Raw genomic sequence first — 26,327 nt, 5'->3', positions numbered from 1 at the left:
AGTGCAACTGAAATTTAACGTATGAAAAGAACCTTTTTTCTGAATCTGTTTGCTGCTGCAGTTTTGCTTTCCTCCTGCAAGAAAGAGGAGTACCGTGCCCCCAGTATTACCGGCATTGCTGCGGATACAATTGTATTAAATATAGGAGATAGAATTGTATTGGCGCCCAACGTCAAGAACCTGAAAGGCAATAGCTATGCCTGGCTGGTGAATGGACAAGCAACCGCTTCCGGCCAGCTCAGCTATACCTTCGAAGCTACGGCGTCAGGTAATTTTGAAGTTACTTTTAAGGTAGATAATAAAGGCGGCACCGACAAGCAATCCTTTAACATATACGTGGAAAAACCGATCGAACTGACTATTGCGGATCAGCTGGAAGTATCCATGGGTAAGGTGCTCGAGATATCACCCACGGTGAACGGCCCTGCTGGAAATGATTTTACATACCAATGGTCCATTGGGGATTCGGTGATTGGCAGGCAGCGCATATTGAATTTTATTTCACCAGCCGCAGGTACCTATGAACTGAAATTTCGGGCAGTAGCCGGTAAGCAAACGGCAACGGCTACACGTAAAATTGTAGTCAAACCGGAGCAATATGTACAAAATGCCTACATGGTACTGGAATATGCACCAGCACCGGCTAAAAACCATAACTGGGCCATCATTGGCAACGCTGAATTCTGGAAGTTCGGACATGAGTTCCAACTGCCTTACAATGATTTTTTAGCAAAAGCCACCGCTATGCGCAGGGATAATGTGGCCCCTTCGCTGGTGATAGGCTCCTGGGGTGGATATGCAGTATTCAGGTTTGATCATACCGTTGCCAATGCCGCCGGGAAGCCCGACCTGGAACTCACCGCTACCTGCTCCCGGCTGGACCTGCCGGCAGTTTATGTAGCCTACGACCGTAATAAAAACGGGAAGCCGGACGAAGAGGAGTGGTACGAAATCAAGAATGAGGATTATGGACTGGAAGATATGCCGGACTATGCCATCACCTTTACGTACAACAAAACCGAAACAGACGCCAAAAGAATTTATACTTACTATAACTGGAAAGATAACCAGGAAACGCCTGCACAAGGGGAGATGCTGACCAATAAAACCTTTACCAGCGCTATGACGGATGCCGGCACCTTCTCTTCCCGAGGGTTTTTCCCTGGTCTCAGCATGACAGATATCCCGAATAAAAAAGTAGCCATCCTGGATGGCTGGCAAAACACCTTTACCCGCAAGGGCAAGCGTATTACCAAAAACCTCACCGGTGCACCGCCGTTTTCGCAAAAGCTGAATATTGATATTGACCTCGCGGTAAACAGCAGGGGAGAGCGCGTACAGCTACCCGGTATTGATTTCGTGAAGGTAAGGAAAGTGGTGTATCCTGTGCAGCAGGACTTCATCAACGCCGGTGGCCAGGTGGTAGATTATAACATGGATGAAACCCGTATGCTGCACGTGGGCGCCATCCTGGACAAACACCTCATCAAATAGAAAGCCGGGCAACCCCGAAACTAATATCTCACAAAAAAAACTTGACTGATGAAAAAGTCCCATTTTAGTAAAACCCTCATTATAGCAGCAGTATCTCTTGTTGTAGCATCCTCGTGTTCCAAGCAAAACGATCTGGCGCCAGATCCGGTTGCGCAAAACAACGCCGTGGCAACAACGGCAAAATCCCTGCTGACCAGTTCCTACACGATTACGTTTGAAGGGATTGGTCGCGGCTACATGGCCGATACAACTTCCTATGGCGACAATGCCTATTCATCCTGGGGTGGTACCCAGATTGCGCCCTACACGCATTCTCCCAGTAACCTGAAATTCGCCATCAAAGGCGCCGGAAGTGGTCCGGTGGATTATTACAATGGCGGTTTTGTAGTGTCTGACTGGAATTATAAATCCAATATACCTGGTAAGTCGGGCGATTGGTGGTATTCCTACCTGAACCAGTGCAGTGTGTACAGCGGTACCCACGGTGCTAAAAACGGTGGCTACGGTGGCAGCAGCAACTTCGCAGTGTTGTTCGGCTACGTGGATGCCTGGAATGCTTCCTATGCTACCCGCCCGGTGATGAATTTCACCAGTGGCAGCGGCGTAGTGGATGGTATGTACATCTGCTTGTCGTCCTACACCTATGGCGTTATTCAGAATGGTAATGCCTTTGGTTCTTCGGGTACCGCCACTCCGCTGAAAGATATCGCTAACGGCGAAGGCTATATTAAATTACTCGCATACGGTTATAACGGTAGTACACCTACGAATAATGGCGACCCGGTAGAAATCTACCTGGCACGCTACAGTAACCACCTGCCGGTAGTATCTCCTTTAACTGCCTGGACGTATTTCGACCTGTCGGATTTAGGTACGGTAACCCGCGTTGAATTCAATTTCGAAGGCAACGATAATGGCTCCTATGGCTTAAACACACCAGCGTATATCTGCATTGACAACGTAGATGTGACGATCTAACGGCATTAAAAGTTATGCCCGGCTTTTCTTTTAAAATTATATCAAATGAATAATCGATTTAAATTTCTCGTTTACCTTGCCTGCGGTTTGTTGATAATCAGCAGCTGTAAAAAAGAAGGAGCTGAAATACCGGATACACCACCGGTAATTTCCGGCCTGGATTCCGCTTATTATGTAGTGGTAAAAGAATCCCTGTTGCTGAAGCCCACCGTGGAAAATAAGGTGGATTCCATTGTGTGGGTACTCAATGGCACGCGTGCCGCCAATGCGCTGCAGTACAACTTTGTGGCTCCTGCGACTGCCGGTACTTTCAGCCTGGTGGTAACGGCATATAACCGGGGTAATATTATTCAGAAAGTGATACAGATTACCACCGGTCAGTACCTGAACCGGGAAACCAATGCCAATACCATCCTCGCACTGGAAGCCTCCGCTAAGTTCGCCGGGAAAACGGATGTGAAATGGGAAGTAGTAACGGCTCCGGGTGACCTGTACCGGCTGACTGCCGCTAATACCACGGCCTTATTCACGGCGGTAGACAAGGGGGCCTATAAAATCAGTGTTTCCTCCGGCAGCCTGAGTGATACCCTGTTGGTAACCGTAAAGCAGGCTACGCAGGCACCATCTCCCTATATTTCCAAAGTATTTGATTACCTGCCCGCCCCGGGCCAGTTCGTAAACGAAATGCCTAAATACACTACCGGTGATACCTACGAAACCATGCTGGCTAAGGTAGAAAAAGAATTGAAGGGGGAAGATGCCAGTGTTATTACGCTGGGTGGCTGGGGAGGCTATGTGGTGATAGGCTTTGATCATACCATCGTAAACGTAGCTGGCAGGCGCGATTTTCGCATCAATGGTAATGCCTTTGGGGCTAACTCCAACCCGCGCCCCAATGCGCCTTTTGGTGGCAGCTGTGAGCCTGGTGTGGTAATGGTAGCATACGATAAAAATAAGAACGGTAAGCCGGATGAGGACGAGTGGTATGAGATCAAAGGCAGCGGCAACTTCGGCGCCGACAAAGAACTATGGTACAGCGCCGCCGTAAACGGTAAGGTAGATGTACGCACCTTCCGCAATTACGAAATGACCTACAACCGCCCGGCTACTGAAACACCTGGCACACCGGATAACTACACCAGCATTGCCAACTACATCCAGTGGAAAGATAATCAGGGACAACAAGGCTATAAAATCAAAAATACCTACCATACGCAAAGCTATTATCCGGGTTGGGTAAAAGACAACCAGCTCACTTTTAAAGGCATTCGGCTGGCTGCCAATGGCGTAGATGAAAGTGGCTCCGGTAGCTACTATGTGCTGTATGCTTATAGCTACGGCTATGTAGATAATTATCCAAACGTACATGATAATTCAGGCATTGACATCGACTGGGCCATTGACAAAAACGGTAATAAAGTAACGCTGCCGGGTATTGACTTCGTAAAAATATATAATGGCGTGGACCAGGAAAACGGCTGGTTGGGTGAATCATCCACCGAGGTGAGTCGCGGTGAAGACCTGCACCTGCTGGGTACCAACATTGCCACCATTAACTAACAATAGCAACATCAATTAGTATCAAAAGCATATGAAAAAAAGTGTATTAGGCGTAGGGGCGTTCATCGCCGTGGCAGCAGTATCCTGTTCCAAAAATGAAGCAACGGATCTTGTGCCGGTAGAAGCCCCTGAAGTGGCGATTGTAAATGTACTTGCGCAAAACGCCGTAGCACAGGAAGACACCCTTGTGTTTAAAGTAAAAGCAGGCAAAGGCAGCACCTATGCCTGGGCAGTGGATGGTAAGGATGCAGCTGTTACGGACAGCATTTTTAAATTCGTGACCAGCGATTTAGGGGAGCATAAAATTACTGTAACAGCAGCGCTGAACGGGCAGAAAACAAGCTCCCAGGAAACGATTAACGTATACGGTAAGTACAAGTTCGGGACTTTCGTGCTTAATGAAGGCAACATGACTACGGAGAATGGTAGCCTTACCTTCATTAGTCCTAAAGGTGTGGTGACGGACAGTGCCTATTTTAAAGCCAACGGTACCCAGCTGGGTAATGTAGCACAGGATTTATTTATCCGTAATAACAAGATCTATATCATTTCTCAAAATGGCAACAAAAATGCAGTGGGTACCTCTTTTCAAAATGATGGCCGACTGATTGTAGCCAATGCCGAAACTTTGAAAAAGGAAGCAGCGTTCAATGACGAGTTGAGCACCCTGAGCTGGCCTACACATGTGGCCGTACTGAACGAGCAGAACGTGATCATAAGGGATAACAATGGTTTGTCGAAATTCAATACCACCACCAAAGTGCTGACGTTCATCAAAGGTTCCCGTTCTGCAGCTAAAATGACTATGGCCGTTTCAAACGGTAAAATATTTGCCGCTGCCGGCACCAAAGTGTTTGTGGTGGAAGCGGATAAAGACACTATTAGCTATGCGCTGGATATGAAAGCATCCGTAAGTGGCGTGGTAAAAGCGAGCGACGGTAACATCTGGGTGTCCACTACCGGTGCACCTTCGAAAATCTCTAAAATCAACTTCAGGGATTACTCGCTGATAAAAGCGAACGAAATTACTACCGGTAGCTTAAGTGCAGGCTTCGGCGCTACACCAGGCATTACCGCCAAAGGCGATACGCTGTATTTCAGCGGTGCCGGTACAAAAATTTACCGTCATGTATTCAGTCTGAATACAACTGAGTTTATGGTGGATGCGAAAACGATGGTAGAAAACGCTGGTATCGTTTACAATAATATTGCGGTGCATCCGGTTACCGGTGAGGTATATCTCAATACCATGAAAGGTTATGGATTGAACTACCTGATCAATAATATCAGTGTGTTCAACTTCAGTGGTGATGCGGCGCTGCGCGCTAACTATAAGGATTATACGAATTTTCCGGCAGGTACTTTCTTTACCTATTCGTTTAATTAGTTGTAGTTAAGAATTAGCTTTTGCCTTCGGCAGAAGGTATGACGTCCCATAGAGAATAGACTGAAGGTTTTTTCTCTATGGGATTCTTATTTACACATCTTCCTTGGTTTTTCTGGCATTTGAAAATTGTGTAATTCTATTTTCCTGTTCTTTAGCGATGGCCGTAATTTTTGCTGAACCCAGTTCCTGCACCAACAGTTCATCGATGGATTTATTACGGGCGCCGGAAAGCATTTCCTGGTGCTTTTGTTCGGTGCGTTTGAGGAGGTTCACCACCACTTGCTTGTCCTGCTGGCTGATGTCGTGATACAGTAGCAGCGTAGGTTTATACAGCAGCTGATATAATTTAAACAACGTTTTTTCTCCCGCTTTGGTGATGCTCACCAGTTTGGCCCGTTTATCGTCCGGGTCGGCTTTTTCACTCACGTAGCCGAGTTTTTTCAATTTATTGAGGATATCGATGCCGGTGGTTTGTTCGGTAAAGTTGTACTGGATCAGCTGTGTTTTTTTGACTGATTTCAGGTGATAAATGGAGCTGAGGAAGTAAAACCATTCCAGCTCAAAGCCAGGCATATCCTGCAGTGCCATTTTGCAATACACGGTGTGCATATTGGCTACGCGGCCGATTAGTTTGGCAAAAACGGTGTCCAGATCCGGCGGTGTGAGGCCGCTGAAGAGTTGGCCGTTGCTCTCTGTAGCTAAAAAGTTCATGCAGAATTCCACAGCAGTAGCGCCTTTGTGCTGCTGATTGTATGTATCCCAGGCAGAAATAAGTTTCACCAGTTCGCTCATGATATATCGGATTCGATGTAAAAGTAAATTATTTAAGACGAATAACTTTGTTTATTACTGTATTTTCTTAATTTTATGTCGAAATAGTTGTTTTGTGAAGTTGAATATAACTAAACCGATATAATTAAACATATGACATCAAGTTATTTAACCCGAGCTGAGGTGTGGCTGTTCATTACCACCGTAATTTATTTTCTCATGAACGGTGCGCAGATTTTTGAAACGCTGGTGTTTGTACCAAAATGGACGGCGGTACCGCCGGAGAATTTTAAATTGCTATTAGACGGGAGAGGAGCGAGCTTAAAAAATTTCTGGATTGTGTTGCATTCCGTACATGAAGTTACATTTTTATTAGCCATCATTTTTTGCTGGAAGATAGATTTTGCAAGGAACTGGCTGCTGGTATTGTTTGCGGTTCACTTCGCCGTACGGGTGTGGACATTAGTGTTCTTTGCGCCCAATATCATAAATTTTCAAAAGATTGCAGCAGCCCAGGCGGTGGTAAGTAACCTGGCAGAGCGGGTATCGTTGTGGCAAACGCTGAATTATGTCCGGGTGGCTATTTTTGTGGTGGTATCAATTGGGCTTATCCCGTTGTTTATACGGGTGCTTAATTTACGGCTTAGGTAGAGAGGGGCTGCGCCCCTCTGCCCACGTTTGATAGACGGGCTGCGCACGTCTCTACGTTGTTATGATGGAGGCCACCGACTTCCCGCTTGTCAGCGCTGCTTCCACAGTTCCCATAGCAGGCCCTTCATACAAATACTCCCCCGCAAAATAGACGGTATCCTGTATCGGCTGTGATAATATTTTTCTTGCAGCACTGCTCGGCACTTTATCATACGCATATGACCCGCGTGTATACGGATCGGCCGTCCAGTTAACTACCTGCCAGCCGCTTAGCTGAGATTGCAATGTTTTAAGTGGAACCTGGTAGATGCGATGCAGAGATGTTAGGGTGGCATGCAATATTTCATCGGCCGACCACTCCCGCATTTCCCATGCCGGCGGGCCTCCCAGCCAACCGGTGAGTAACGTGCTGCCGGGTTCCGTCTGCGTCCAGTAGGTTGGAACCGTTTCGCCGGAAACCACCAGCCTGGTGGTACTGGCACTCAACGCAGGATTGCCGAATGCGGCATCGTTCATCCAGAAAGGGGTGGTGAATTCCAGGAGGATTTTGATGATGGCGCCAAAGCCTATGTCGTGCAATGCGGCTGTATGCTGCTGCAGCGCTGGTTCAAAAGTAACGCCGTTTGCTTGCTGCAACACGCCCAGTGGTAGCGCCACCACCACTTTTACCGCCTGGTAAACACTGTTGCTTTGTGTGTATACAGTTACGCTTCCATTGGTCCATTCGATGCGCTGTACCACCTGCTGCAATAGTATCTCGCTACCTCCCTTTGTACAAATATCCTGCAGGTATTGAATCATAGCGCGATAGCCTGCCGATACCCGATGTTGTGCTTCATCGTCCTCATGTTCCCATTCGCTGCGGATAGCAAAAGTACTGACCTCGCTGAGTGAGGCGGTGTCGTATCCGTTTACAAAGGCAGTAATTTCCTTGCGCATGGCTGTATATTCCGGACCGGAGAAATGTTGATCGAGGAATGCTTCCAGCGGCAAATCCTGTTCCAGCTGGTTCATTTTTTCCATTAATTCATCCCACCCGGTAATGGGTTCATCGCCTTGTTGTATTTGTCCGTTATGATGATGAAACATTTCAAAACGGGTATCATTATACGAAATACCGGCTTCCCTTAGCAGGTCGAGTGTAACGGGCAGTTCGCCATGAATAAACTCCGCTCCCAATTCAGCAAACGACAGTCCGTGTTCATGCTGAATCGTATGAATGCGGCCACCGGTACGCTCCCGGGCCTCCAATACAATTACTTTTTTGCCAGCCCGGGTAAGTCGGCTGGCTGCCATCAGTCCTGCGGCGCCAGCGCCAATTACTATTATATCAGCTTGTTTCATGTTTTCCGTTGATACAGGAAAGTTACTGATAATGTGCCACGCAGGAGTGCAGTTGCGCATAATTTCTTAGAGAAGTAATAGTATCTTTAGCCTCGTTTTAACTGTCCATAAGTATGTTTTTTGTTAGTGAGGTCAAAACAAACCGGCCCAACACCTTCGATGTACCGCTTCAAAAACTGGTATATAAAATGCTCCGCGAAAATGCGGTGGAATACCAGCGCGTGGAAACTAATGCCAGCCCCGGACCAGCTGAATTGCTGCAGGTAGCAGTGCAACTACAGGTGATGATGGTACAAACGCTTTTTTTGTGCGACCGCCAGCAGAACGATTTTTACCTGGTGATAACACCACAGGATAAGCCCTTTACGCCGGAGGACCTGAGCGCGGAACTCCGCATTTCACACGTAGGTTTTGCACCGGTTAAACTGCTGCAATCCTTGCTGGGTACGGATACTGCCGGTGCCACCGTGCTGAGCTTACTATTGGATACAGAAAAACATGCACAACTGGTGATTGACAGGGAAGTGCTGCAGGAGGAGTATTTCGGCTGTACAGACGGGAGCGGAACGAACTTTCTTAAACTGCGGACGGAGTGGCTAACGGGGGAGTTTATACCGGCGGTTGGGCATGATCCGATGTATGTTAATTTTTGAATGATGAAACAATTTTCGCCCGCCATTACCGGCGGCAGTATCCCTACCACCGCCGGTTCCAGCCAACTCACTTCGTTTTACTCCTGGCGATTGTAAACCCTGTAGCAATCAACCATACATAGGACCCGAAACGCACTACCGGCAACAGGATCATTAGTGCAGGAAAAAATAGGCTCAGCGTAGAAAGCTCTGCGATCCCGGCCAGTATTAGTCCCAGCCAGGCTACCCATTTGGGCGTATAGCCTCCCAGTAAACCTGGAACAGCAATGCCCGCCATTAGTAAGCCTAATGCTACTACGTGCGCCACACCACCCGTGGCAAAACCAAATAACTGCATCGCGTGCATGGCCGACAAATTATCCGCTACGCCAGGCTGGGTCAATACCCAGGTGCACAGGCCGGAAAGCGCCATAAACAGGGAGGCCGACAGGCCGCCAAAAAATGCAATATTCACTCCCGTTACATTTACCCCTAGGAAGTTCAACCTGCTGGTTACCGCTGCGGTAAACAATCCCAGCGGAATGGCCGCACCAAATTGTAATACTGCATTGATCCGGGTGGCATCCGCAAAGCTTTGCAGCCGGTGCTGCGCATCCGCCAGCGGTACAAATGGATTAGGAAACCCCATGCCTTTGGTTAGTATGCCCAGGATGACCAAACTGGCCACAAACAACGATACATGGACTACTGCCAGGATGCCGGGATGGGGACCACGGTGCCGGCTATACGGCGAATGAATAGAAGATACCGACATAAAATGGATTTTAAGAATTAGTATATTAATTTAGTTTACATTATAAACCAAATGGACAAAAAAAATCGCGCTACAAATGCAGGTAGATTTTTATATCCGCTACATATTTTTCAAACGCTTTTTTTCCCGTGTCCGTCAATTTGCAAATGGTTTGCGGGTAGTTGCCCTTAAAGGTTTTGATCACTTCAATGTACCTGGCCTCACTCAGCTTTTTAATCTGCTGACTCAGGTTACCCTGCGTTGTTTGGGTAACCTCCATCAGGTAATTGAAATCCGCCTGCTTAATTTTTACCAGTACCGACACAATTGCCAGTCGTACCGGGGTATTTAATACAGGATCTAAACCATTATACATCGCCGTTATGCTGTTTTTGAATATTTCAGTAAATAACCTGGTATGAGGTAGCCACCCATTACGGCAACACCCTGCAACAGAGGTTTTATGGCATCGCTAACCACCACACTGCAGCAAGCCAGCAGCAAAAATAATATTCCTCCGCCAATTAACGGCCTGAATCGCATCACCAATCCTGATACCAGCGTTCCCAGTCCCCCCAATAATAGTGTATACGTAAACGGTAGCTGGTGTTTCACCACACTCATGGCTACCACTAACAAAAAGCAGACACCAATAGTAGCCCACAGCTGCTTCAGAAACCAGTTTAACCAGGTTTCAGTGCCCGCCTTCATCCGCCGGAAAAAACGGATCGTCCAGATACCGCCGGCAAGTACCACCAGGGGAAACGGTAAAAAATAGAGGGTAGTATCCGTAAACGCATGTAACCCGTAAAAGGCGAAACTCGCCCCGGCAATCAGCCAGCCCCACAGTAAAAAGCAATCGCTCATTGCCCGTATGTTATCCCTGGTTTTGGCTATGGTGGCCGTGATCAACCGGAGACTCTGCTCCGGGTCCAGCCTCATTTCATTCGCTTCCATGAAATAGCTTTTAGCGTTTACTTACAAATGTAAATGTAGTTTACGATATAAACTAAATTATTTTTTATCCCGGCAGTGCAGGTGTTAAGCTGCCACCACGGCCTGGAGCACGCTGGCAGCTGCCGCGCAATTCCATAAAAGCCGGTTTTATATCTCTCGAAAAAAAATGAATGAACAAGCGTTAGAGATATTAAGGTAGCATTAGCTACCTTATATAGAATAAATAAAACGAGGCTGTATCAAATCGTTATGATACAGCCTCGTTTTATTCGGGTGCCTGGTGGAGCCAGGCAGTCGTTTAATCGATTCTTAAGATGGTCCTCTTTTCGTATAGCTTAATCCGTTAAGCACGCATCGCTGCTTCCCGCAACGAAATCATCCGCTGCAGTTTGGAATCCCAGATCTTCAGCCTGCAACAGGCCATCACATCTTTCAACCGCCAGCTGGTGGTTTTAGCCCGCTGTAACTCAGGAATCTTTGCCATTACTTCCGGCAACCGGTAAAATGGAATTTTCGCATTCAGGTGATGAATATGATGATAGCCGATGTTGCCGGTAAACCAGTTCATCAGCGGCGACATCACCATGTAGCTGCTGGATAACAACGCAGCATCATGATAGCACCAGTCCTCATTTTCCTTGAAGGTTACACCCGGGAAATTATGCTGTGCATAAAACAGGTAAGCGCCAATGCCACAGGCAATGGAGAACGGCAGGAATACGAACAGTAGCCAGGCTTCCCAGCCCAGGAAGTAGAAAATGGCTACACTACCACTCACATGTAAGATGATGGCAAGCAGACTGTCCATATGCTTGCGCGGGCTGCTCAGGAACGACTGCACACACATGCCAATCAGGAACATGGACAGGTAACCTGACAAAATCGTTAATGGATGCCGGGTGAAGAGGTACGCCCTTTTTTCCCTGACATTCATCTGCTCGAACTTATGGCGCGTGGCAATGGGATAGGAGCCAATGCTGGCGCTGAAAAGCTTGGAATTATTTTTATGGTGGTAATCGTGTGAACGTTTCCAAATGCTCGCCGGTGCGAGGATGTAAAGCCCAAATACAGTCATCACCGCATTGGCAATAGGAGAATGTTGCAGGATGGTGTGATGCTGGTGATCATGATAAATCACAAACATCCGTACAATGAGTAGTCCGGCCAGGATGCTGGCAGCTAACCGGAGAACAAAATAAGGCAGTAAAAGGGTACAGGTAAGTGCACCCGCCAGTAATGCCAGCGTGGTCCATAAGTGGAACCAACTGCTGGACCTTACTTCACTGGCAAAAGGTTTCGTTGCCAGGATAAGGTCTTTTCCTTCGCGCATAGGTCTTTGGTTTGTATGATGTGGTTACGCAGTACTGCTGCGTCAGTTGAATCAGTGTTAAGCTGCCTGTGGTCTTTTGTGCTTCCAGCGTCGGTGCGACCACAGCCAGGTTGCAGGCTCTTCGATAATGTCTTTTTCCAGTTTTCGTGTGTGCAATACCGTGATATCACCCTCTGCTGCCGCAGAAGGGTCTTCTACCAACATCGTTGCCACTACAGTATAATATCCTCTTTTTACCCTGTTCACCGATACATACACTACCGGCGAATTCATTTTTTGTGCAATCTTTTCGGTGCCTTTGAATACAGGTGTGTCCTGGTGCAAAAATGGTACCCATTGTGCCGTAGAAGGCTGTGGCGACTGATCCGCAATAAATGCCGTCGCATTTACTTCATGCCTGTTTTTTACCATTTCGCGGAAAGTATCCTGCATGGCAATCAGCCTGGTGCCAAAACGGGTACGCATGTGGATCATCAGGTCGTTGAAGCGCTTATTGCCCAATGGATGGTAAATAACATATAATTGTTGCTTACATAAAATACTGAATGTATTGCCGGCCCATTCCCAGTTGCCCTTGTGGCCCATCACCAGCACTGCGCTTTTGTTGTTGGCCGCCAGCTTGTTAAACAGTTCTACCGTTTCGGGCGTAAAACTGCAACGCTTTACCATCTCTTCTCTGCTGATAGTAAGCGTCTTAAATGTTTCCAGGAACATATCACAGAGGTAGCGATAAAAATCTTTACCGATTCTTTGTAGTTCCGCTTCAGATTTGTCAGGAAAAGATGCCCGCAGGTTAGTCATTACCACCTTTTTCCGGTAAGAAAGAACGTAGTACAACAGCAGAAACATCACATCAGATAACAAGTATAACAGACGGAAAGGCAATAAGGCAAGCCCGTAAATTACAGGTTGCAGACAATAATAAATAACAGTTGACAAGTTAGCAAAGGTTTAGTAAACTGCTCCGGTAAGGAAGCAGAAGTAGTAAATATATGGGTATCATGGCACTTTTCATAATCTTTAAGCATAACGAAAGTGTTATGCCGTCGGCGTTTGCGTAGCATCATATCTTTCCATTTAAATGTTAAATAGCCGTCGGTACAGGATTGGGCCCTGCTTTCAGGCATATACCCTATACGACACGCCAATCGACGGATACCCCTATTTTCTCTATAAAAGAAATGTTAAAAGTTCCCCCATCCGCCCTTTTCAGGTACAGATTTTATTCAGAATGACTTACTACCTTAGCCTTTTAGCCGGTTGTATATGAAGATTTTAATAATTGAAGATGAGCGGTCACTGGCGCAGAGCATCAGCACTTACCTCACAGATGAGCAATACCTCTGCGAATTTGCAGTGAACATGGAGGAGGCCTACGAAAAAGTGGATCTTTACGAATATGACTGTATCCTGCTGGACCTCATGCTGGCCGGTGGAGACGGACTCAAAGTACTGGAAGAAATCAAAGCCCAGAATAAGCAAAGTGGGGTTATCATCATCTCTGCCCGGGATTCCGTAGATGACAAGATCACCGGCCTGCGCCTCGGTGCTGATGACTATCTGGCCAAGCCATTCCACCTCTCCGAGCTGGCCGCCAGGATTTACTCCCTTATCCGCCGCCGAAATTTCGGCAATGATGATGTTATTCATTTCGATGACGTACGCATCAACCTGCAAGGGAAGTCGGTTACCGTTGCCGATCAGCTGGTTCCACTCACCCGCAGGGAATACGACCTGCTGCTATATTTCATCAGCAATAAAAATAAAGTTATCTCCAAAAATGCGCTGGCCGAACATTTATCGGGAGATATGGCGGACGCGCTGGATAATTTCAATTACATCTACGTACATATCAAAAACCTGAAACGTAAGCTCACAGAGGCAGGCTGCGATAACTATCTCAAAACCATGTACGGCACCGGTTATAAATGGGAAATGTAAGGCCCGCTTAAGAATTTCGACTGATTTGCATGGTACCTATGCAGGAAAGAATCAATTGATGCAACGAATTTTCCTTTTCCTGTTACTGCTCACCGGTGCCATCACCGCCACGGCGCAGCAGGTAACAGTATCCGGCATAATCAAAGATGCAGCCACCAGGGCACCCATGCCCTTTGTAAATATCTCACTCCGCACCGTTAACGATACCACTCCCATTAAGGGTACTATCACGGAAGAACAAGGGCGATTCCAACTCCACAACATCAAACAAGGCAGCTACCTGCTGCTGGCTACTTACATAGGCTACCAGCCCCGCTACCTGCCGGTAAGGGTGGGGGAGCTCAATAATTTCCTGGACGTCGGAGCCATAGAACTAACGAGTGCCGCGAAAACCTTGCATGAAATTACGGTTGCCGGGAAAGAAGCGGTAGTGTCTCCCAAAATGGATAAGAAAACTTTTAGTATAGCCGATAACGTTAGTCAGACCGGCGGCTCCGTGCTGGCAGCCATGAAAAACCTGCCTGGTGTGACGGTTACCTCCGACGGTAAGCTGCAAATCCGCGGCAGCGAGCAGGTAATGGTGCTGATCGATGGCCAGCAGACGGCACTCACCGGCTTCGGCGCACAAAGCAGCCTGGATAACATCCCCGCCTCCGCTATCGACCGAATCGAAATTATCAATAACCCTTCTGCCCGATACGATGCCAACGGCAACGCCGGTATCGTCAACATCATCTATAAAAAAGAAAAGAAAGAAGGCTTCAATGGCAAAGCGGGCCTCACCACCGGCCTCGGTGCCCTCTGGATCAAACAGCATAACTATCCCGGCATCCGCCCCCAATACCAGCGCACGCCGAAGCTAAACCCTTCGCTCGGCCTCAATTACCTCAAAGGGAAAGTGAATTTCTTCCTGCAAGGTGATTACCTGTATAACCAAACCCTGAATAAGAATGAGTTTGCAGACAGGTTTTATGAGGATGGCACGGTAGTGAAGCAACAAACCAAACGTAACCGCACTACCAACGTAGGTACGCTGAAAGCCGGTGCAGACTGGAACCTCAGCAGCAAGGATAATTTCTCAGTATCAGGATTATTCAGCCGTGAACACATCCTTGACCGGGGCGATGAACCGTTTTTTAATAAAGACCTCTCCCAACGCCAACGCCTATGGCAGTTCCTGGAAGATGAAATGAAGACTACCTTCACCGCCTCCGCCTCCTGGCAGCACCGCTTTGCAGAGCCGGGCCGCGTGCTGAATGCTGCTTTCAACTATACTTTCCATAGGGAAGATGAAAAGTATTTCTTCACCAACTTTATGCCCGCCTATATTGGTCTGGACTCCTTCAAACTCCTTTCCGATGAGCACGTGGCGGATTTTAACCTCGACTACATCCAGCCATTGCACTATGGCCGTTTTGAAACTGGTGTGAAATTCCGCAATCGCACCATCCCAGTGAATATGCAGTTTAAGCCGGGCGAAAATTCGCCGCTGGACGTAAACGCCGGCGGATGGGCCGATTACCACGAAATCATTCCAGCCATATACGGTAACTATATCCTGGAAAAAGAACACCTGGAAGTAGAAGCAGGCCTGCGGGTAGAATATGTGAAAATTGATTACCAGGTGAATCCTAACCATCCTACGTACAGGAGTAACGGCTACGAATACACGCAGCCATTCCCGAATCTGCGACTGGCCTATAAGGTCAACGATTATAATAAATTCTCCCTGTTCTACAACCGCCGGGTCGACCGCCCCAACGAAGGCGACATCCGCATCTTCCCGAAATATGATGATGCAGAAATTATTAAAGTCGGCAACCCTGGCCTGCGCCCGCAGTATACCAATACTTTCGAGCTGGCCTATAAAACTGACTGGAACAGCGGATTTCTCACTTCTTCCCTGTACCATAAACGCATGGATGCCACCATTACCCGTATAGCCAGCACTGTGCCCGGCAGCACGCTGATCTACAACATTTTTCAGAATGCCGGCAAAAGCTACAGTACCGGCGTGGAAATGCTGTTGTCGCACAAACTAACGCCATGGGCTACACTGGGTGTGAACCTCAACGGTTATCAGCATATCGTGAATGCGTTTACGGTAGTGAACCTGTACCCTGTAGAAAATACTTTCAGCGCAGCCAGGGAATCTATTTTTTCAGGCAACCTGAAAGTGAACGGGGCTTTTCATTTCGCGCATAGCCTGGAAGGTCAGCTCACCGCCATTTACCAGGCGCCTGACCTGATTCCGCAGGGCAAAACTTTTTCCCGCTTCTCAATTGATGCAGGTCTTAAAAAAGGAATTCAGCAAGGAAGGGGAGAAGTTTTTGCCAACGTAACGGACCTCGCTAATACCCTCCGCTCCAAGAAAGAAGTAACCGGCAATGGTTTTCGCTATGTAAGTAATGATTATTATGAAACACAGGTATTCAGAGTAGGGTACAGCTATAAATTTTAAATAAACTTATGGATGTTGGTCAGGTTACCATTGCGGTGTCGCCCGCCCCAGGTGAAAAACCACTTTGCTGAAAAGCCTTTTTCGGCCTGTTCTTGAGCAGACTTAATTCGGAATTTGTGTGAAATCCTTTCATTCACCCAAATTGAATTAAAATGAAAAATTCAGCACGCCTGGTTGCTTTGCAACCAACTCCGCAGCAACTCACTGATTATGCAAATGCATTGATAGTTGTAAACAGCTATACCTATGCCGTTGAAAACCAGCAGTTGCCGACGTTGAATGCGCCACCGACGAATTATGCGGATTTCATTTCAGCATTTAATCCGGTGAAATCTTCCGCCATCAATTGGTCGGAAACCATTTTTCCATCCATAACTACCTTGCCTGCCCATATTATCAATTATGCGGGAAGCTTGTTTAATTTGGAGGAAACTTTAGTTACCGGTTATCTGAACATTCTCATCAATGACCCTGGAAATGTAGCCGCCAGGAATGGACTAGTAGCCACCTTGACTAACATGCAGCAAACGATTCAGGCTGAATTAAACTTTGTGACAGATATACAATCAAATCTCACAGCATTCACTACCGATACGCAAACTGCCGGGCAGACACTTCAACAACTGGCGCAGCAGGCTTTAAGCATGGCTGGTGCCGATAAAACAACGATTCAAAGCCTTAATAGCCAGATTATTCGTTTGAACAATGATGTTGCCAACGCACAACAGCTCCTGACCGTATCCGAAATCGGATTGGCTGCGTCCATTTTTGTTGGTCTTATCGGTCTGGTGGTTTGTATGGTTCCAGGCGCACAGGGAATCGGCGTAGGTATTATCATCTTTGGAATTGCCGGCCTGGGCGCCTCAATTGCTGGAACGGTTGTATTTTCCAAAGAGGTACAGGATCTGCAGAACTCTATTAATTCCCTCCAGGGTCAGGTAAGCGGAATTAACCAGGATATCATACAGCTACAGGGTGTCAGCGGACAGATCAATGCCCTGCAGGCTGCGAGCGTTCAGGCAGTGCAGGCACTTTCCACAATTTCGGGTATGTGGTCGCAGCTGGATGCGGCTATCGGCGCAGTAGCTGCCGAATTAGATGATGTGAATAATGATATCACCAGCGAGCAGTTTAAACAGGCACTCTCCGATTTTCAAGCGGCGGAAGCTAATTGGACCGACGTTATCACCTTCGCCACCAGTCTTGCCAATATCAATTACTCCTGGCAGGATTCATCAGGAACCTGGCATCATTATGGCACGCAAAACCCTGCAGCCGACAATGGTCAGGTGACTGCCATCCCGAGTTCTCAGGCAGTTGCCTGACGGTACTGAAGCTCCAGACGAGTCTTTGAATTCCTATTAAAAAAGAGGGTATCTCAAATGTAATTTGAGACACCCTCTGCATCACACACTTTGGGGCTACAAACAATTACACACTAAAGTTTGTATTGAACAGTAAAGTAAAAATTGCGTTTGTCTGCCGGCAGGATACCCGGCCCCGGATAACCATCCGCTCTCCTCGTGAAATACTTCGCATCTGCCAGGTTATTAATGCCGGAATACAGTGTAACCCCGCGCCAGTTATAGCTTGCACTCAGGTCCATCACATGAAATGCATAGATGGCGCCATCTACAGCGGTAGGGGTGATCTCCGTATTGGTAGCATCTGAATATTGTTTTCCCTGGTAAGAATATTGCCAGCTTACATTAAACCGAGGATTGCCAAAACTAACACCGGTGCGGAACAACACAGGTGGCACGTTTTCCACCAGCTTGTCGGCAAAGGCAGTGTTTTTAGTGGCAATATAGCGGGCGTCGATCAGCGACAGGTTCGTATATACGTTGAGTTTATATTTAGATCGCGCCTGTGTAACGGCTTTCAGCACATCTCCTTCCACCAGCATTTCCAGTCCGAGGTTGCGACTATCAGCTACGTTGGTGCGTAACCGGTAGGTCATGAAATTGGAGTCTTTCGTGAAGATAGATCCGATCCTGTCGTTGTACTTCAGATAAAAAGCACTGACATCTACATACAACCAACCTTTAAATGACCCACGGTAGCCCAGGTCGATATTGTAACCAGTTTCGTCATGGAGGTTGGGATCTACGCGGGCATTGTTGTTCACCACCCGGATATCATTGAAGTTGATGGACCGGTAGTTTTGGGAGATGTTACCGTACAGCTCCGTACCGTTATCGAATTTCCAGGAAGTCCCGATGCCCAGGAGGGTAAAAGAACGTGGATTTTCTTTTTGTTCTTCAATCTTTTCGTTATCGATAAATATGTTTTGTTTATAGTAGTACCCGTCGGCCCTGGTATTGATATGCTCGAAGCGGATTCCCGGCGTTACGCTCCAGTGGCTGTTGAGCTGGAAAATATTTTCCACAAAGGCCGCCACATTCACTCCCGGAAAGCGGTAGCTGGATTTGTCAGGCTCCGGCGTATTGAACTCGAAATCAGCTTTGCTGCCATCGTTGCCATCGCCCTGACTCCTGTTGGTAAGGCCTTTATAGTAGCGGCCGCCCACAAGAAAAGTGCTGCTGGTGCTGCCCAGCAACGGATAGCGGTGAATGAAGCGCAGTTCAGAACCGAAGTTATTGTAGCGGTCTTTCATGAAATCCCGCGGCCCACCGATGTCCGGGCGGTTGATATAGGAAAGGATACCGATTGCTTCGCGGCCGCCCTGTAAGGTAAAGTTGCGCCAGTTCAGCTGTGAGCGGGATGAAAATTTATAGTCCAGGCTCAGGTTAACCAGGTTCCAGTTTACCTTAAACCAGTTTCTTTCCCTTACGGAGATGGAAGGGTCTTCGTTGAATTGCTCATCCGTTAAGCCTCCCGGCTGCTGGGCCAGGTAGTTCATGAAAGTGTATTCTCCGGTAATTCTGAACCTGGGCGTCAGTTGATATGCCAGGTGTATATAGGCATTATGCTGGTCGAAGTGACTGTTGGGGCGCCAGCTGTCGCTTCTTTTAAACTGGTAAAACGTATAGTAGTTAAGTTTACCCTTGGCTACGGTGCCGCCTACACTATTAAATGAATTGAAGAAACCGAAGGAGCCGCCTGTTTGGCGCGTAACCAGCTCAAAAGGCTTATCTGCCGGGCCCTCCTTCATCACGAAGTTGATCAGGCCGCCGAATTGCGGACCGTATTGCAAACTGGCAGCGCCTCGGATAATTTCTATATGGTCCAGTGCTTCGGAGGAAGGCGTGTAGTAGCTTTCCGGATAGCCCAGCGCATCCGCGCTGATATCGTAGCCATCCTGGCGGATGTTGAAGTTAGAGGAGCGGTTAGGACTGAGTCCGCGCCCGCCTATGCCCAGCTGCAGCCCGCCGTTGTCGTACTCCCAGATATTGAGTCCGGGTATGCGTGCGTAAATTTGGCGGGTATTGTTGGCCGCCAGGTTGGCATTCAGATTTTTCAGCTGGATGATCTCTGTTTTTTTACCCGCGTAGATGGCCGTGCCTACTACATCGCGGAGCTTGCCGGAAACTGTTTCCGCTTTGCTGTTGGTGATTACTACTTCCGCCAGCGTATTTTTTTCCAGGTTGATGTCCAGTTTAGCGGTGGAATAGGGCACCGTGAGGGACTGCTCATATGTTTTATAACCTGCAAAGCTGATGAGTAGTGTATACGTTCCTTTCTCTATTTTGGCAAAGCGAAAAAATCCGTTTTCGTTGGATGCCTGTGTGATATTGCCAGGCATGATCCGCACTATAGCGCCTTCCAGCGGTTCATTGCCGCTGCGCACTGTTCCCTCCAGGGCGTACTGGGCAAATGCTGCCGGTATGCCTAAGATTGTCAGTAACAGTATTGCTATAAAACCAGTTCTCATGTTAATCATTTATAGGGAAGAATCCATTTATAATGGCGCCAGCTCAGTGGCTGGGCCGCCAGGTTGATGGTTGAATCGATGAATAAGCGGGAGCGTTGTCCGTTGAGGGCTACATATATTTCAGCATATACCTCCGGATTTTTCCATCCCTTTTTTAAATAATCCTGCTGCAGGTAATGGGCATATTTCAGAATCATATCCGGTTGTGTGCTCATCATTTTTTCCTGCAGGGGCGTGAGGTAAGTGGCGTTGCTAATGCTGGTTGCACGCTGGTGCCCTGCTTCCTTCACCGTGAAATACGCTGTGCCGGCCTTTTCCATCAGCATTACCCGCCACGAAAAGCGGTAGCCTTCTTCATTCCAGAAGAGGTTGTCCGGATAAAACAGGAAGCGCAGCGGCACCAATAATTGTATAACTATATAAATTACCACCACCGTTTGAATCGCGCGGGGATGCGAAAAAGTATAGGCCTTCGCGTTAGTACCGTTACCGCCATATCCCGGCAGCCAGGAAAGCAGTCGCTCATGAAAATTGCCGGAGAAAAAGATCAGCGTCGCCACAATCATCACGTACGGGAACATGCCTATGCCCGGGAAAAATAAAGCGGTAGCAATATGGAACCCCACCACAACAGCATAGGCCCATGGCCGTGTACGGCGATTTAGCAAAAAGAAAACGATAAAGCAATCGTACAGGCAGCCGAACCAGGAAAACACATAGGCTACCCAGGATTTGTACATGAGCGGACCAACCAGCGGCAGGTGACTCCTTGCCGGTAACCACGTTTTCATGGGCTCAGCGTGGAGCAGCCAGTCGCTGTTGATTTTGGCCAGTCCCGCATATACATACACGATGGCCAGCTGAAAGCGGAGGATGCCTATAGTCCATGCAGGCACCTTATCTCTCCTTATAACAGGCCACAGCAGCGTATCCAGAGCGTATCTGCGGTTGGCAGGCAGCCATATCATGATAAAGGCTACAAGACTGATAAAGTAGTAGTGATTCAGGTAAGTGGTAACGTCAATCAGCTCCACGTACGTGAATCCCAGGAAAAAGAGGATGGTGGCCAGCCGGTAAAGGAGGCCGAAGGTGATCATCAGTGTGCTCACCAGGATGATGCCGAACAGGATATACATGCCTGCACCGGCAAAGGGCTGTACCCATTCAAATCCCCAATAGGTGAAATGAAAGGTGGGCTGGACGTACAGCGTATCGATCCAGCCCCTGAGCACAAAGCGGAGCAAACTGCCGAACATCAGCAGTCCGAATACGATGCGAAAGGTCACCAGCGGAGCGATAGACACCGGCCGTTGCCAGGAAGGTATCTTAGTCGCCGTCATTATCCATATAAGTTATCTGCACAGCGGTGGCGGAAGCTACATCAGTTTTGATGAGGGTGAGCAGCTTCTGTGTTTCACGGTAGGCAGTTTCTACTAAAGCGGCGTTGGAGGTAAAGGCGGCGGACATCGGGTCCGGAATGGCATTGAGTGCATTGAGTGCCAGGTTGAACTGTGCCAGTACATCGCTGTTGAGCTGCTGTTTGCCGAGCAGGATGAGGTAGTCATCGATGCCGTTGCCATTGCCGCCGGTATAATATTTTTTAAGTGCGGTGAGGTTAGCAATGCTGAGGTCTTTCGTATAGGCGGAGAAGTAGCCTTCGCATTTATCCGCGAACACGATGCCGTTGGATTGTTTGCCGAAAGGCCATCCGATACGTGGGCCTTTGAGGGCATCCATTTCAAAAGCAAACTGGTTTACCAGGCTGCCGATGGAGCTGCCCACGTTGGTTTGCAGGTTGGATACAAATACATCGCGGTAGCCGGCTGCCCATTGGTTCTGGGTGTTGGTGAGCAGGAGCTTCATGCGGGCGAAAATATCCTTTACATATTTTTTGCGGTTGTTGGCAGTGGCGCCGTTGAATTGCTGAACGGCATTAGCGGAAAAGAAGAGGTAGTCCAGCGCCGGGAAGCCCTGGATGCTGTCAGAAGCTATTACCAGTGCGAGATTGTAGTTGCCGCTCTGGATGCCGCTTTCAATTTTAGTAACCGCTGTAGGAAAGGTATTGAACGTATTGTTTAATTGTTGGGAAGCGCCGGGGCCGAAGTAAACTGCGGAAATGCCTTCATAGGATACGTAGGCATTTTTAAATGGCAGTTTCAGTGCCTGTTGTGTAACGGCAGATGGTGCTGCCAGGAAAGCTTCTGTGGCGGTTTCCAGTAAGATAAGTTTTGCCTGGAGGTCGCTGTAGGAGGGGAGTATTAAGGTGTCAGCATAATTCACGAGCATATTTTTCTTGAATACGTCGGTGCTGTTGCCGGTGCTGCCACCGGAGTTGCTGTCTTTACCGCATCCGAAGAGGAGGCAGCCTGCCGCAGCGATGAGCCAGTTTCTAGTTGATTTCATGGTGTGTGCGTTGTGTGTGTGATGCGATGCTTATTGGAAAAGCAGGTGCCGGCTGTAAGGGCGGCACCTGCTCAAATAGTGTGTGTAGTCGTATACGTTATTGCAGCTGACCGTATGTAGTGGTCAGTATAGTCTGCATTTGTTTCAGTTTTGCGTTGGTAGCATCTGCTGACAGTTCGTAGAAGTTAGTCTTCATGATATCGAGCAGCGTCTGGTAGTTAGCGGCGGTGAGCTTGCTGGTAGCAGCGCGGTATTTCAGTGCCAGTACAAAGCCGTAGCACTCAGAGTAGGCATGGAATTTAACAGCCAGGTCGGAGCTGCCTTGTGGCAGGGTAGCGTAAGCATAAGCGGCAGCGGCCAGGGTTTTTTCCAGTGTTTCTTTGATGGTGGCAATAGCCTGATCACGGCCAGTGTAGTCTTTCGCGTTAATAGCGGCGCGGCCTTTACGGAACGCCGTGAAGATAGTACCGCCAGCCTGGATGGTGCGACCTCTTTCACGGAAGTAGCCGCCGATGGCCAGTGGTCTGTTTACTTCCGTGTTAGCATATGTTTTGGCAGAATCATAATCCTTGGGAATGCCTACATAACCGAAGGCGAGGTCCCAGCTGTGCTGCATAGCAGTGCCGGTACCGGCTTTCACGGTGTTGTTATCATCTTTTTTACACTGGTCCAGCAGCGCATTAATTTTAGCGATCTGCATAGCGCCCATGAGTCCTTTTGCTACCAGCTGGTTGAATTCCACACCGGAGTAGTTGACGAGGCGGGTGCCTACTTTACCGGCTACGCCAGGTGCTGCCACTACTGAAAAGGATGCACTCACTTTTACCATGGAATCGGCGAGCTGCTTGAAGGTAGCGGCATCTGAAACTTTAGTTACCAGTCCAAATCCTAATGTGTTAATGGCGGTAGTAACGATAGGCAGGTTGGTGGTCGTTTCCGCAGTGAAGGCGTTGTTGGTATTGTTCCAGAGGTAGTTTGCAGAATCAGCTGACAACTGGCGCCCGGTGCCTTTACCCAGCCAGGATGTAAATCCTGCCCACATGGAGATAGAGCCAGTGGCTTCCGCATATTCAACGTTTTCGAAATTGTATGTATCAGGAACGGTGTAAACGGGTGGAGTAGCAGGGGCGTCGTCTTTCTTACAGGATGCAACAGTCAGTATAAAGGTACCGAGGATTAATGATGTACCCAGGATTTTTCTATGTAACATTTTTTCTGATTTTGATGCAAAGCAACAAAACAGAAATACTTCGCCTTACTCGAAAGCGGAATTCGATTTATGTAATCGGGAAAAATTGCACGACGATAAAATATCTGCCCGGTGTGCGGGAGAATGATGATGCAAGATTAGCATAAAAAAATCAGAATCTGAAATTATTTGGAATAAAATCTGAAAATATTCTGAATTTTTTTGTGAGGTGGGCCTTCGGCCCATGGCGATCCTTTTTTCTCGCCAAGCAGCAAAGCAGGTAAGCAGCTAAGGCTTGTGTTTTATTGTTTTTGCAAAAGTCCAGCGCCGATGGCGCTGGACTTTTGCAAATAAGGGCTGACGAAGGCAGTCCTTATTTGCAAAAGAGAAAATAGTGGGACCTAAAATGTAATACTGAAAACATGCATCGACCCTTCGAACTGATATCCCACCTGCCACCCATACCGGATGCAGATCTGTTTTATCAGCGCCAGTCCAAGGCCTGAGCCGGAACTATGAGAAGAAGTAATGGCAAACCTTTTGAACAGCTGCTCTTCCAGCAAAGCAGTTTTTCCGGAATTTTTTATGGAGATGTGAGCTGCCCGCAGGGTAATTTGCACGGTACCTGGCGTACTGCTATGGCGGATGGCGTTTGTCAGCAGGTTGCCCAGCAGGATTTCCAGTAAGATCCTGTTCCCTTCTACCATTACTCCGGGTTCGATGTCCACCTGCAAGGTGAGTTCCTTTTCTTCAAAGTAAAAAGATAACTGGGAGAGCAACTCTTGCAGCACGGCACTAATATCTACCTGTACCTTATCTGCAAACTGGCTGTTTTCTATTTTGGTCAGCAGCAGGAGATTTTTATTGATACGGCTCACCCGCGACAGGGCGAACAACGCTTCTTCTATCAGCTGGAACTGTGCATCATTTAAATGCTCACTTTGCGACAGCAGGTCAAGTTTGGACTGCACCACGGCCAGTGGCGTTTGCAGTTCATGGGAGGCATTATCTGCAAATTCCTTTTGCTGGTTGTAGATGTTGATGTTGGCGGTGAGCAGCTTTTCCAGGCTGGTGTTGAGATCATCAAATTCGGTGATGCCGGTTTTTTTAAAGCTGATGTCGTGCGGCTGGTTGAGATTAAAAGCCTTCATTTCTGCCAGGCTCTGGTAAAACGGCTGCCACATCTTTTTGGAAAGGATGCGGTTCATTAAAATCAGCGCCCCCAGGAGGAAAGTGAAGAATACGACGCTCAGCAGCGTTACTGCTCCAATGATCAGGAAGCTGTCTTCCCGGGCGGCCTCCGTGGTAAGCATCACGTTGTGCTCATCCATTTCGTACTGCCACAATCGGCTGATTGCAAAGTAATAGATAGGGATACTGAGAACCAGCACAATGCCGGCGCAGATGATAATTTTTCGGAGAGAATAGTTCAGGAGTTTACTCATATCTCCCATTTGTAACCGGTTCCATAAATCGTACGCAGGTAGTTGCCGCAGCCGCCATCATTCAGCTTCTTTTTCAGGTTTTTAATATGAGCGTACACGTGGTCGTAGCTGTCGAAGTCCACCACGCCGGCCCCTGAAATATGTTCTGCCAGTGCGGATTTGGATAGTACCCTGTTGGCATTGCTCATCAGCAGTAGCAACAGCCCAAATTCCTTTTTGGTAAGTACAACCGGTTTATCATGAATGGTAACCTCCTTACCGAGTATATCTACTTTCAGTTCGTTTTGTTCAATGATATTAACGTTACCCAGCTGCCGGCGCCGGATCAGCGAAAAGATGCGGGCAGAGAGCTCGGAGAGATAAAATGGTTTGGAGATATAATCATCCGCTCCCAGGTGGAGCCCCTTAATACGGTCGTCCAGGGAGTTTTTAGCAGAGATGATGATGGTGCCATCATTTTTTTTCAGTCGCTTCAGTTCCTCCACGATGGCAAGACCATTTCCTCCCGGCAGCATAATATCAAGCAGGATACAGTCGTAATTGCAAGCATGAATCTTTTCCAGTCCCTCGGTGTAGTCGGTCGCAAAGTCGCAGGTGTAGCCTTCATCCCTCAGGTATACGCCCATGCTTTTTGCCAGCTCCGGTTCATCTTCAATAATTAAAATCTTCATTCGATAAATGTATGGTTCAATTCTGTGTAAATTCTGAATTATGTTGATATACGGGATGGTACACCACTTTGGTTGCTTTTAATTGAAAATTATACTTCTGTAAGCCGTTCCTTGATGATATCCGCATGTTGCAACCCCCAGGCGTCGATTTGGGAGAGGATAGGCAGCAGGGTTTGGCCCAGCGGCGTCAGGTGGTATTCTGTGCGTTTAGGGTATTCCTGCTCACTTTCCAGGTTCTTTTCAATCACGCCGAAGAACAGCAGCTCCGCCAGCTGCATTTCGATTACCCGTGGGGAGGCTTCCCGGATGCTGCGGGTGATTTCACTGGGCCTGGTGAAACCTTTGTGAATAGCGTCGAGGATGCAGCATTTCCATTTACCGCCCAGTACTTTCATGCCGAGGATGAGGCCGCAGTCCAGGTCTTCTTCTATTTTCCTTGTGTACATATTGATAGGCTTTCCGGTTAAAGTTAAGCAATATCGGCATACCGAATCTTTTTTCGGTTATTGTACAGGCCTGCGCTT

23 protein-coding genes are annotated in these 26,327 nt (G+C 48.0%); 9 read left to right on the top strand and 14 right to left on the bottom strand.

The window, feature by feature from the left end; genetic code table 11:
- Positions 1-21: 21 nt before the first annotated feature.
- The 4 genes from BUB18_RS21050 to BUB18_RS21035 are packed head-to-tail and all read left to right on the top strand — an operon-like array spanning position 22 to position 5,419.
- Positions 22-1,494, top strand: a complete 1,473-nt coding sequence (locus BUB18_RS21050; RefSeq protein WP_073084885.1) for a PKD-like domain-containing protein — start codon at positions 22-24, stop codon at positions 1,492-1,494.
- Positions 1,495-1,542: 48 nt separating this feature from the next.
- Positions 1,543-2,472: a DUF4465 domain-containing protein gene (locus BUB18_RS21045; RefSeq protein ID WP_073084883.1), complete on the top strand. Its 930-nt coding sequence runs from the start codon at positions 1,543-1,545 to the stop codon at positions 2,470-2,472.
- A 45-nt stretch (positions 2,473-2,517) separates the two neighbouring features.
- Complete coding sequence (locus BUB18_RS21040; RefSeq protein ID WP_073084881.1) at positions 2,518-4,032, top strand: hypothetical protein; 1,515 nt, start codon at positions 2,518-2,520, stop codon at positions 4,030-4,032.
- 31 nt (positions 4,033-4,063) lie between these two features.
- Positions 4,064-5,419: a DUF5074 domain-containing protein gene (locus BUB18_RS21035; protein WP_073084879.1), complete on the top strand. Its 1,356-nt coding sequence runs from the start codon at positions 4,064-4,066 to the stop codon at positions 5,417-5,419.
- Between the two features lie 90 nt (positions 5,420-5,509).
- Here BUB18_RS21035 and BUB18_RS21030 read toward each other — a convergent pair whose 3' ends face one another.
- The gene (locus BUB18_RS21030) at positions 5,510-6,211 is read right to left on the bottom strand and encodes a MarR family winged helix-turn-helix transcriptional regulator (protein ID WP_073084878.1); all 702 of its coding nucleotides are present in this window, start codon (positions 6,209-6,211) and stop codon (positions 5,510-5,512) included.
- A gap of 132 nt (positions 6,212-6,343) precedes the next feature.
- Here BUB18_RS21030 and BUB18_RS21025 point away from each other — a divergent pair, with 132 nt between their 5' ends.
- Positions 6,344-6,841: a transposase gene (locus BUB18_RS21025; protein ID WP_218588074.1), complete on the top strand. Its 498-nt coding sequence runs from the start codon at positions 6,344-6,346 to the stop codon at positions 6,839-6,841.
- A gap of 51 nt (positions 6,842-6,892) precedes the next feature.
- On the opposite strand, the gene BUB18_RS21020 is transcribed toward BUB18_RS21025, so the two are convergent.
- The gene (locus BUB18_RS21020; RefSeq protein WP_178372169.1) at positions 6,893-8,185 is read right to left on the bottom strand and encodes a flavin monoamine oxidase family protein; all 1,293 of its coding nucleotides are present in this window, start codon (positions 8,183-8,185) and stop codon (positions 6,893-6,895) included.
- Positions 8,186-8,298: 113 nt separating this feature from the next.
- Here BUB18_RS21020 and BUB18_RS21015 point away from each other — a divergent pair, with 113 nt between their 5' ends.
- The gene (locus BUB18_RS21015; RefSeq protein WP_073084872.1) at positions 8,299-8,838 is read left to right on the top strand and encodes a YbaK/EbsC family protein; all 540 of its coding nucleotides are present in this window, start codon (positions 8,299-8,301) and stop codon (positions 8,836-8,838) included.
- A 67-nt stretch (positions 8,839-8,905) separates the two neighbouring features.
- Here BUB18_RS21015 and BUB18_RS21010 read toward each other — a convergent pair whose 3' ends face one another.
- The 5 genes from BUB18_RS21010 to BUB18_RS20990 all read right to left on the bottom strand — a co-directional run bounded on the left by BUB18_RS21010 (position 8,906) and on the right by BUB18_RS20990 (position 12,797).
- Entirely contained in the window at positions 8,906-9,592 is a 687-nt protein-coding gene (locus BUB18_RS21010) for a hypothetical protein (RefSeq protein WP_073084870.1), read from the bottom strand.
- 70 nt (positions 9,593-9,662) lie between these two features.
- Positions 9,663-9,947 carry a winged helix-turn-helix domain-containing protein gene (locus BUB18_RS21005; protein ID WP_073084868.1) on the bottom strand — a complete coding sequence of 95 codons (285 nt, stop codon included), beginning with the start codon at positions 9,945-9,947 and terminating at the stop codon, positions 9,663-9,665.
- A gap of 5 nt (positions 9,948-9,952) precedes the next feature.
- Complete coding sequence (locus tag BUB18_RS21000) at positions 9,953-10,528, bottom strand: hypothetical protein (RefSeq protein WP_073084866.1); 576 nt, start codon at positions 10,526-10,528, stop codon at positions 9,953-9,955.
- A gap of 343 nt (positions 10,529-10,871) precedes the next feature.
- Complete coding sequence (locus BUB18_RS20995) at positions 10,872-11,858, bottom strand: fatty acid desaturase family protein (protein WP_073084864.1); 987 nt, start codon at positions 11,856-11,858, stop codon at positions 10,872-10,874.
- Between the two features lie 57 nt (positions 11,859-11,915).
- On the bottom strand, positions 11,916-12,797 hold the full coding sequence (locus BUB18_RS20990) for a lysophospholipid acyltransferase family protein (protein ID WP_073084862.1): 882 nt from the start codon (positions 12,795-12,797) through the stop codon (positions 11,916-11,918).
- Between the two features lie 327 nt (positions 12,798-13,124).
- Between BUB18_RS20990 and BUB18_RS20985 the strand changes: the two genes are divergently transcribed.
- From BUB18_RS20985 to BUB18_RS20975, 3 genes are all read left to right on the top strand, one after another.
- Positions 13,125-13,799, top strand: a complete 675-nt coding sequence (locus tag BUB18_RS20985) for a response regulator transcription factor (protein ID WP_073084860.1) — start codon at positions 13,125-13,127, stop codon at positions 13,797-13,799.
- A gap of 58 nt (positions 13,800-13,857) precedes the next feature.
- Entirely contained in the window at positions 13,858-16,260 is a 2,403-nt protein-coding gene (locus BUB18_RS20980; RefSeq protein WP_073085299.1) for a TonB-dependent receptor, read from the top strand.
- A gap of 152 nt (positions 16,261-16,412) precedes the next feature.
- Complete coding sequence (locus BUB18_RS20975) at positions 16,413-17,585, top strand: HBL/NHE enterotoxin family protein (protein WP_073084858.1); 1,173 nt, start codon at positions 16,413-16,415, stop codon at positions 17,583-17,585.
- A 113-nt stretch (positions 17,586-17,698) separates the two neighbouring features.
- On the opposite strand, the gene BUB18_RS20970 is transcribed toward BUB18_RS20975, so the two are convergent.
- The 7 genes from BUB18_RS20970 to BUB18_RS20940 form a co-directional block, all read right to left on the bottom strand.
- The gene (locus BUB18_RS20970) at positions 17,699-20,095 is read right to left on the bottom strand and encodes a TonB-dependent receptor (protein ID WP_073085297.1); all 2,397 of its coding nucleotides are present in this window, start codon (positions 20,093-20,095) and stop codon (positions 17,699-17,701) included.
- Positions 20,096-20,100: 5 nt separating this feature from the next.
- Positions 20,101-21,435: an HTTM domain-containing protein gene (locus BUB18_RS20965; protein WP_073084856.1), complete on the bottom strand. Its 1,335-nt coding sequence runs from the start codon at positions 21,433-21,435 to the stop codon at positions 20,101-20,103.
- Positions 21,422-22,498 carry an imelysin family protein gene (locus BUB18_RS20960; protein WP_073084854.1) on the bottom strand — a complete coding sequence of 359 codons (1,077 nt, stop codon included), beginning with the start codon at positions 22,496-22,498 and terminating at the stop codon, positions 21,422-21,424. The genes BUB18_RS20965 and BUB18_RS20960 overlap by 14 nt, the downstream gene beginning before the upstream one ends.
- 97 nt (positions 22,499-22,595) lie before the next feature.
- Complete coding sequence (locus tag BUB18_RS20955; protein ID WP_073084852.1) at positions 22,596-23,708, bottom strand: DUF4856 domain-containing protein; 1,113 nt, start codon at positions 23,706-23,708, stop codon at positions 22,596-22,598.
- A 380-nt stretch (positions 23,709-24,088) separates the two neighbouring features.
- Positions 24,089-25,132, bottom strand: a complete 1,044-nt coding sequence (locus tag BUB18_RS20950; protein ID WP_073084850.1) for a sensor histidine kinase — start codon at positions 25,130-25,132, stop codon at positions 24,089-24,091.
- Positions 25,129-25,803, bottom strand: coding sequence for a response regulator transcription factor (locus BUB18_RS20945; protein WP_073084849.1), 675 nt, complete (start codon positions 25,801-25,803; stop codon positions 25,129-25,131). The genes BUB18_RS20950 and BUB18_RS20945 overlap by 4 nt, the downstream gene beginning before the upstream one ends.
- Before the next feature lie 89 nt (positions 25,804-25,892).
- Entirely contained in the window at positions 25,893-26,249 is a 357-nt protein-coding gene (locus tag BUB18_RS20940) for a winged helix-turn-helix transcriptional regulator (RefSeq protein ID WP_073084847.1), read from the bottom strand.
- Positions 26,250-26,327: the final 78 nt, after the last annotated feature.

Origin of the sequence: Chitinophaga jiangningensis, assembly GCF_900142605.1 — a bacterium.
In the GTDB taxonomy this organism is placed as follows: Bacteria; Bacteroidota; Bacteroidia; order Chitinophagales; family Chitinophagaceae; genus Chitinophaga; species Chitinophaga jiangningensis.
This window is presented reverse-complemented; position numbering and strand designations above follow the sequence as displayed.

Excerpts from the sequence above, each read along its gene's own strand:
- BUB18_RS21015 (WP_073084872.1), top strand. The coding sequence starts at position 8,299 with ATGTTTTTTGTTAGTGAGGTCAAAACAAACCGGCCCAACACCTTCGAT.
- BUB18_RS21020 (WP_178372169.1), bottom strand. The coding sequence starts at position 8,185 with ATGAAACAAGCTGATATAATAGTAATTGGCGCTGGCGCCGCAGGACTG.
- BUB18_RS20995 (WP_073084864.1), bottom strand. The coding sequence starts at position 11,858 with ATGCGCGAAGGAAAAGACCTTATCCTGGCAACGAAACCTTTTGCCAGT.
- BUB18_RS20985 (WP_073084860.1), top strand. The coding sequence starts at position 13,125 with ATGAAGATTTTAATAATTGAAGATGAGCGGTCACTGGCGCAGAGCATC.
- BUB18_RS20965 (WP_073084856.1), bottom strand. The coding sequence starts at position 21,435 with ATGACGGCGACTAAGATACCTTCCTGGCAACGGCCGGTGTCTATCGCT.
- BUB18_RS20940 (WP_073084847.1), bottom strand. The coding sequence starts at position 26,249 with ATGTACACAAGGAAAATAGAAGAAGACCTGGACTGCGGCCTCATCCTC.
- BUB18_RS20945 (WP_073084849.1), bottom strand. The coding sequence starts at position 25,803 with ATGAAGATTTTAATTATTGAAGATGAACCGGAGCTGGCAAAAAGCATG.
- BUB18_RS20980 (WP_073085299.1), top strand. The coding sequence starts at position 13,858 with ATGCAACGAATTTTCCTTTTCCTGTTACTGCTCACCGGTGCCATCACC.
- BUB18_RS21025 (WP_218588074.1), top strand. The coding sequence starts at position 6,344 with ATGACATCAAGTTATTTAACCCGAGCTGAGGTGTGGCTGTTCATTACC.
- BUB18_RS21045 (WP_073084883.1), top strand. The coding sequence starts at position 1,543 with ATGAAAAAGTCCCATTTTAGTAAAACCCTCATTATAGCAGCAGTATCT.
- BUB18_RS20950 (WP_073084850.1), bottom strand. The coding sequence starts at position 25,132 with ATGAGTAAACTCCTGAACTATTCTCTCCGAAAAATTATCATCTGCGCC.
- BUB18_RS20975 (WP_073084858.1), top strand. The coding sequence starts at position 16,413 with ATGAAAAATTCAGCACGCCTGGTTGCTTTGCAACCAACTCCGCAGCAA.
- BUB18_RS21010 (WP_073084870.1), bottom strand. The coding sequence starts at position 9,592 with ATGTCGGTATCTTCTATTCATTCGCCGTATAGCCGGCACCGTGGTCCC.
- BUB18_RS21030 (WP_073084878.1), bottom strand. The coding sequence starts at position 6,211 with ATGAGCGAACTGGTGAAACTTATTTCTGCCTGGGATACATACAATCAG.
- BUB18_RS21040 (WP_073084881.1), top strand. The coding sequence starts at position 2,518 with ATGAATAATCGATTTAAATTTCTCGTTTACCTTGCCTGCGGTTTGTTG.
- BUB18_RS20955 (WP_073084852.1), bottom strand. The coding sequence starts at position 23,708 with ATGTTACATAGAAAAATCCTGGGTACATCATTAATCCTCGGTACCTTT.
- BUB18_RS21050 (WP_073084885.1), top strand. The coding sequence starts at position 22 with ATGAAAAGAACCTTTTTTCTGAATCTGTTTGCTGCTGCAGTTTTGCTT.
- BUB18_RS21000 (WP_073084866.1), bottom strand. The coding sequence starts at position 10,528 with ATGGAAGCGAATGAAATGAGGCTGGACCCGGAGCAGAGTCTCCGGTTG.
- BUB18_RS20960 (WP_073084854.1), bottom strand. The coding sequence starts at position 22,498 with ATGAAATCAACTAGAAACTGGCTCATCGCTGCGGCAGGCTGCCTCCTC.
- BUB18_RS20970 (WP_073085297.1), bottom strand. The coding sequence starts at position 20,095 with ATGAGAACTGGTTTTATAGCAATACTGTTACTGACAATCTTAGGCATA.
- BUB18_RS21005 (WP_073084868.1), bottom strand. The coding sequence starts at position 9,947 with ATGTATAATGGTTTAGATCCTGTATTAAATACCCCGGTACGACTGGCA.
- BUB18_RS21035 (WP_073084879.1), top strand. The coding sequence starts at position 4,064 with ATGAAAAAAAGTGTATTAGGCGTAGGGGCGTTCATCGCCGTGGCAGCA.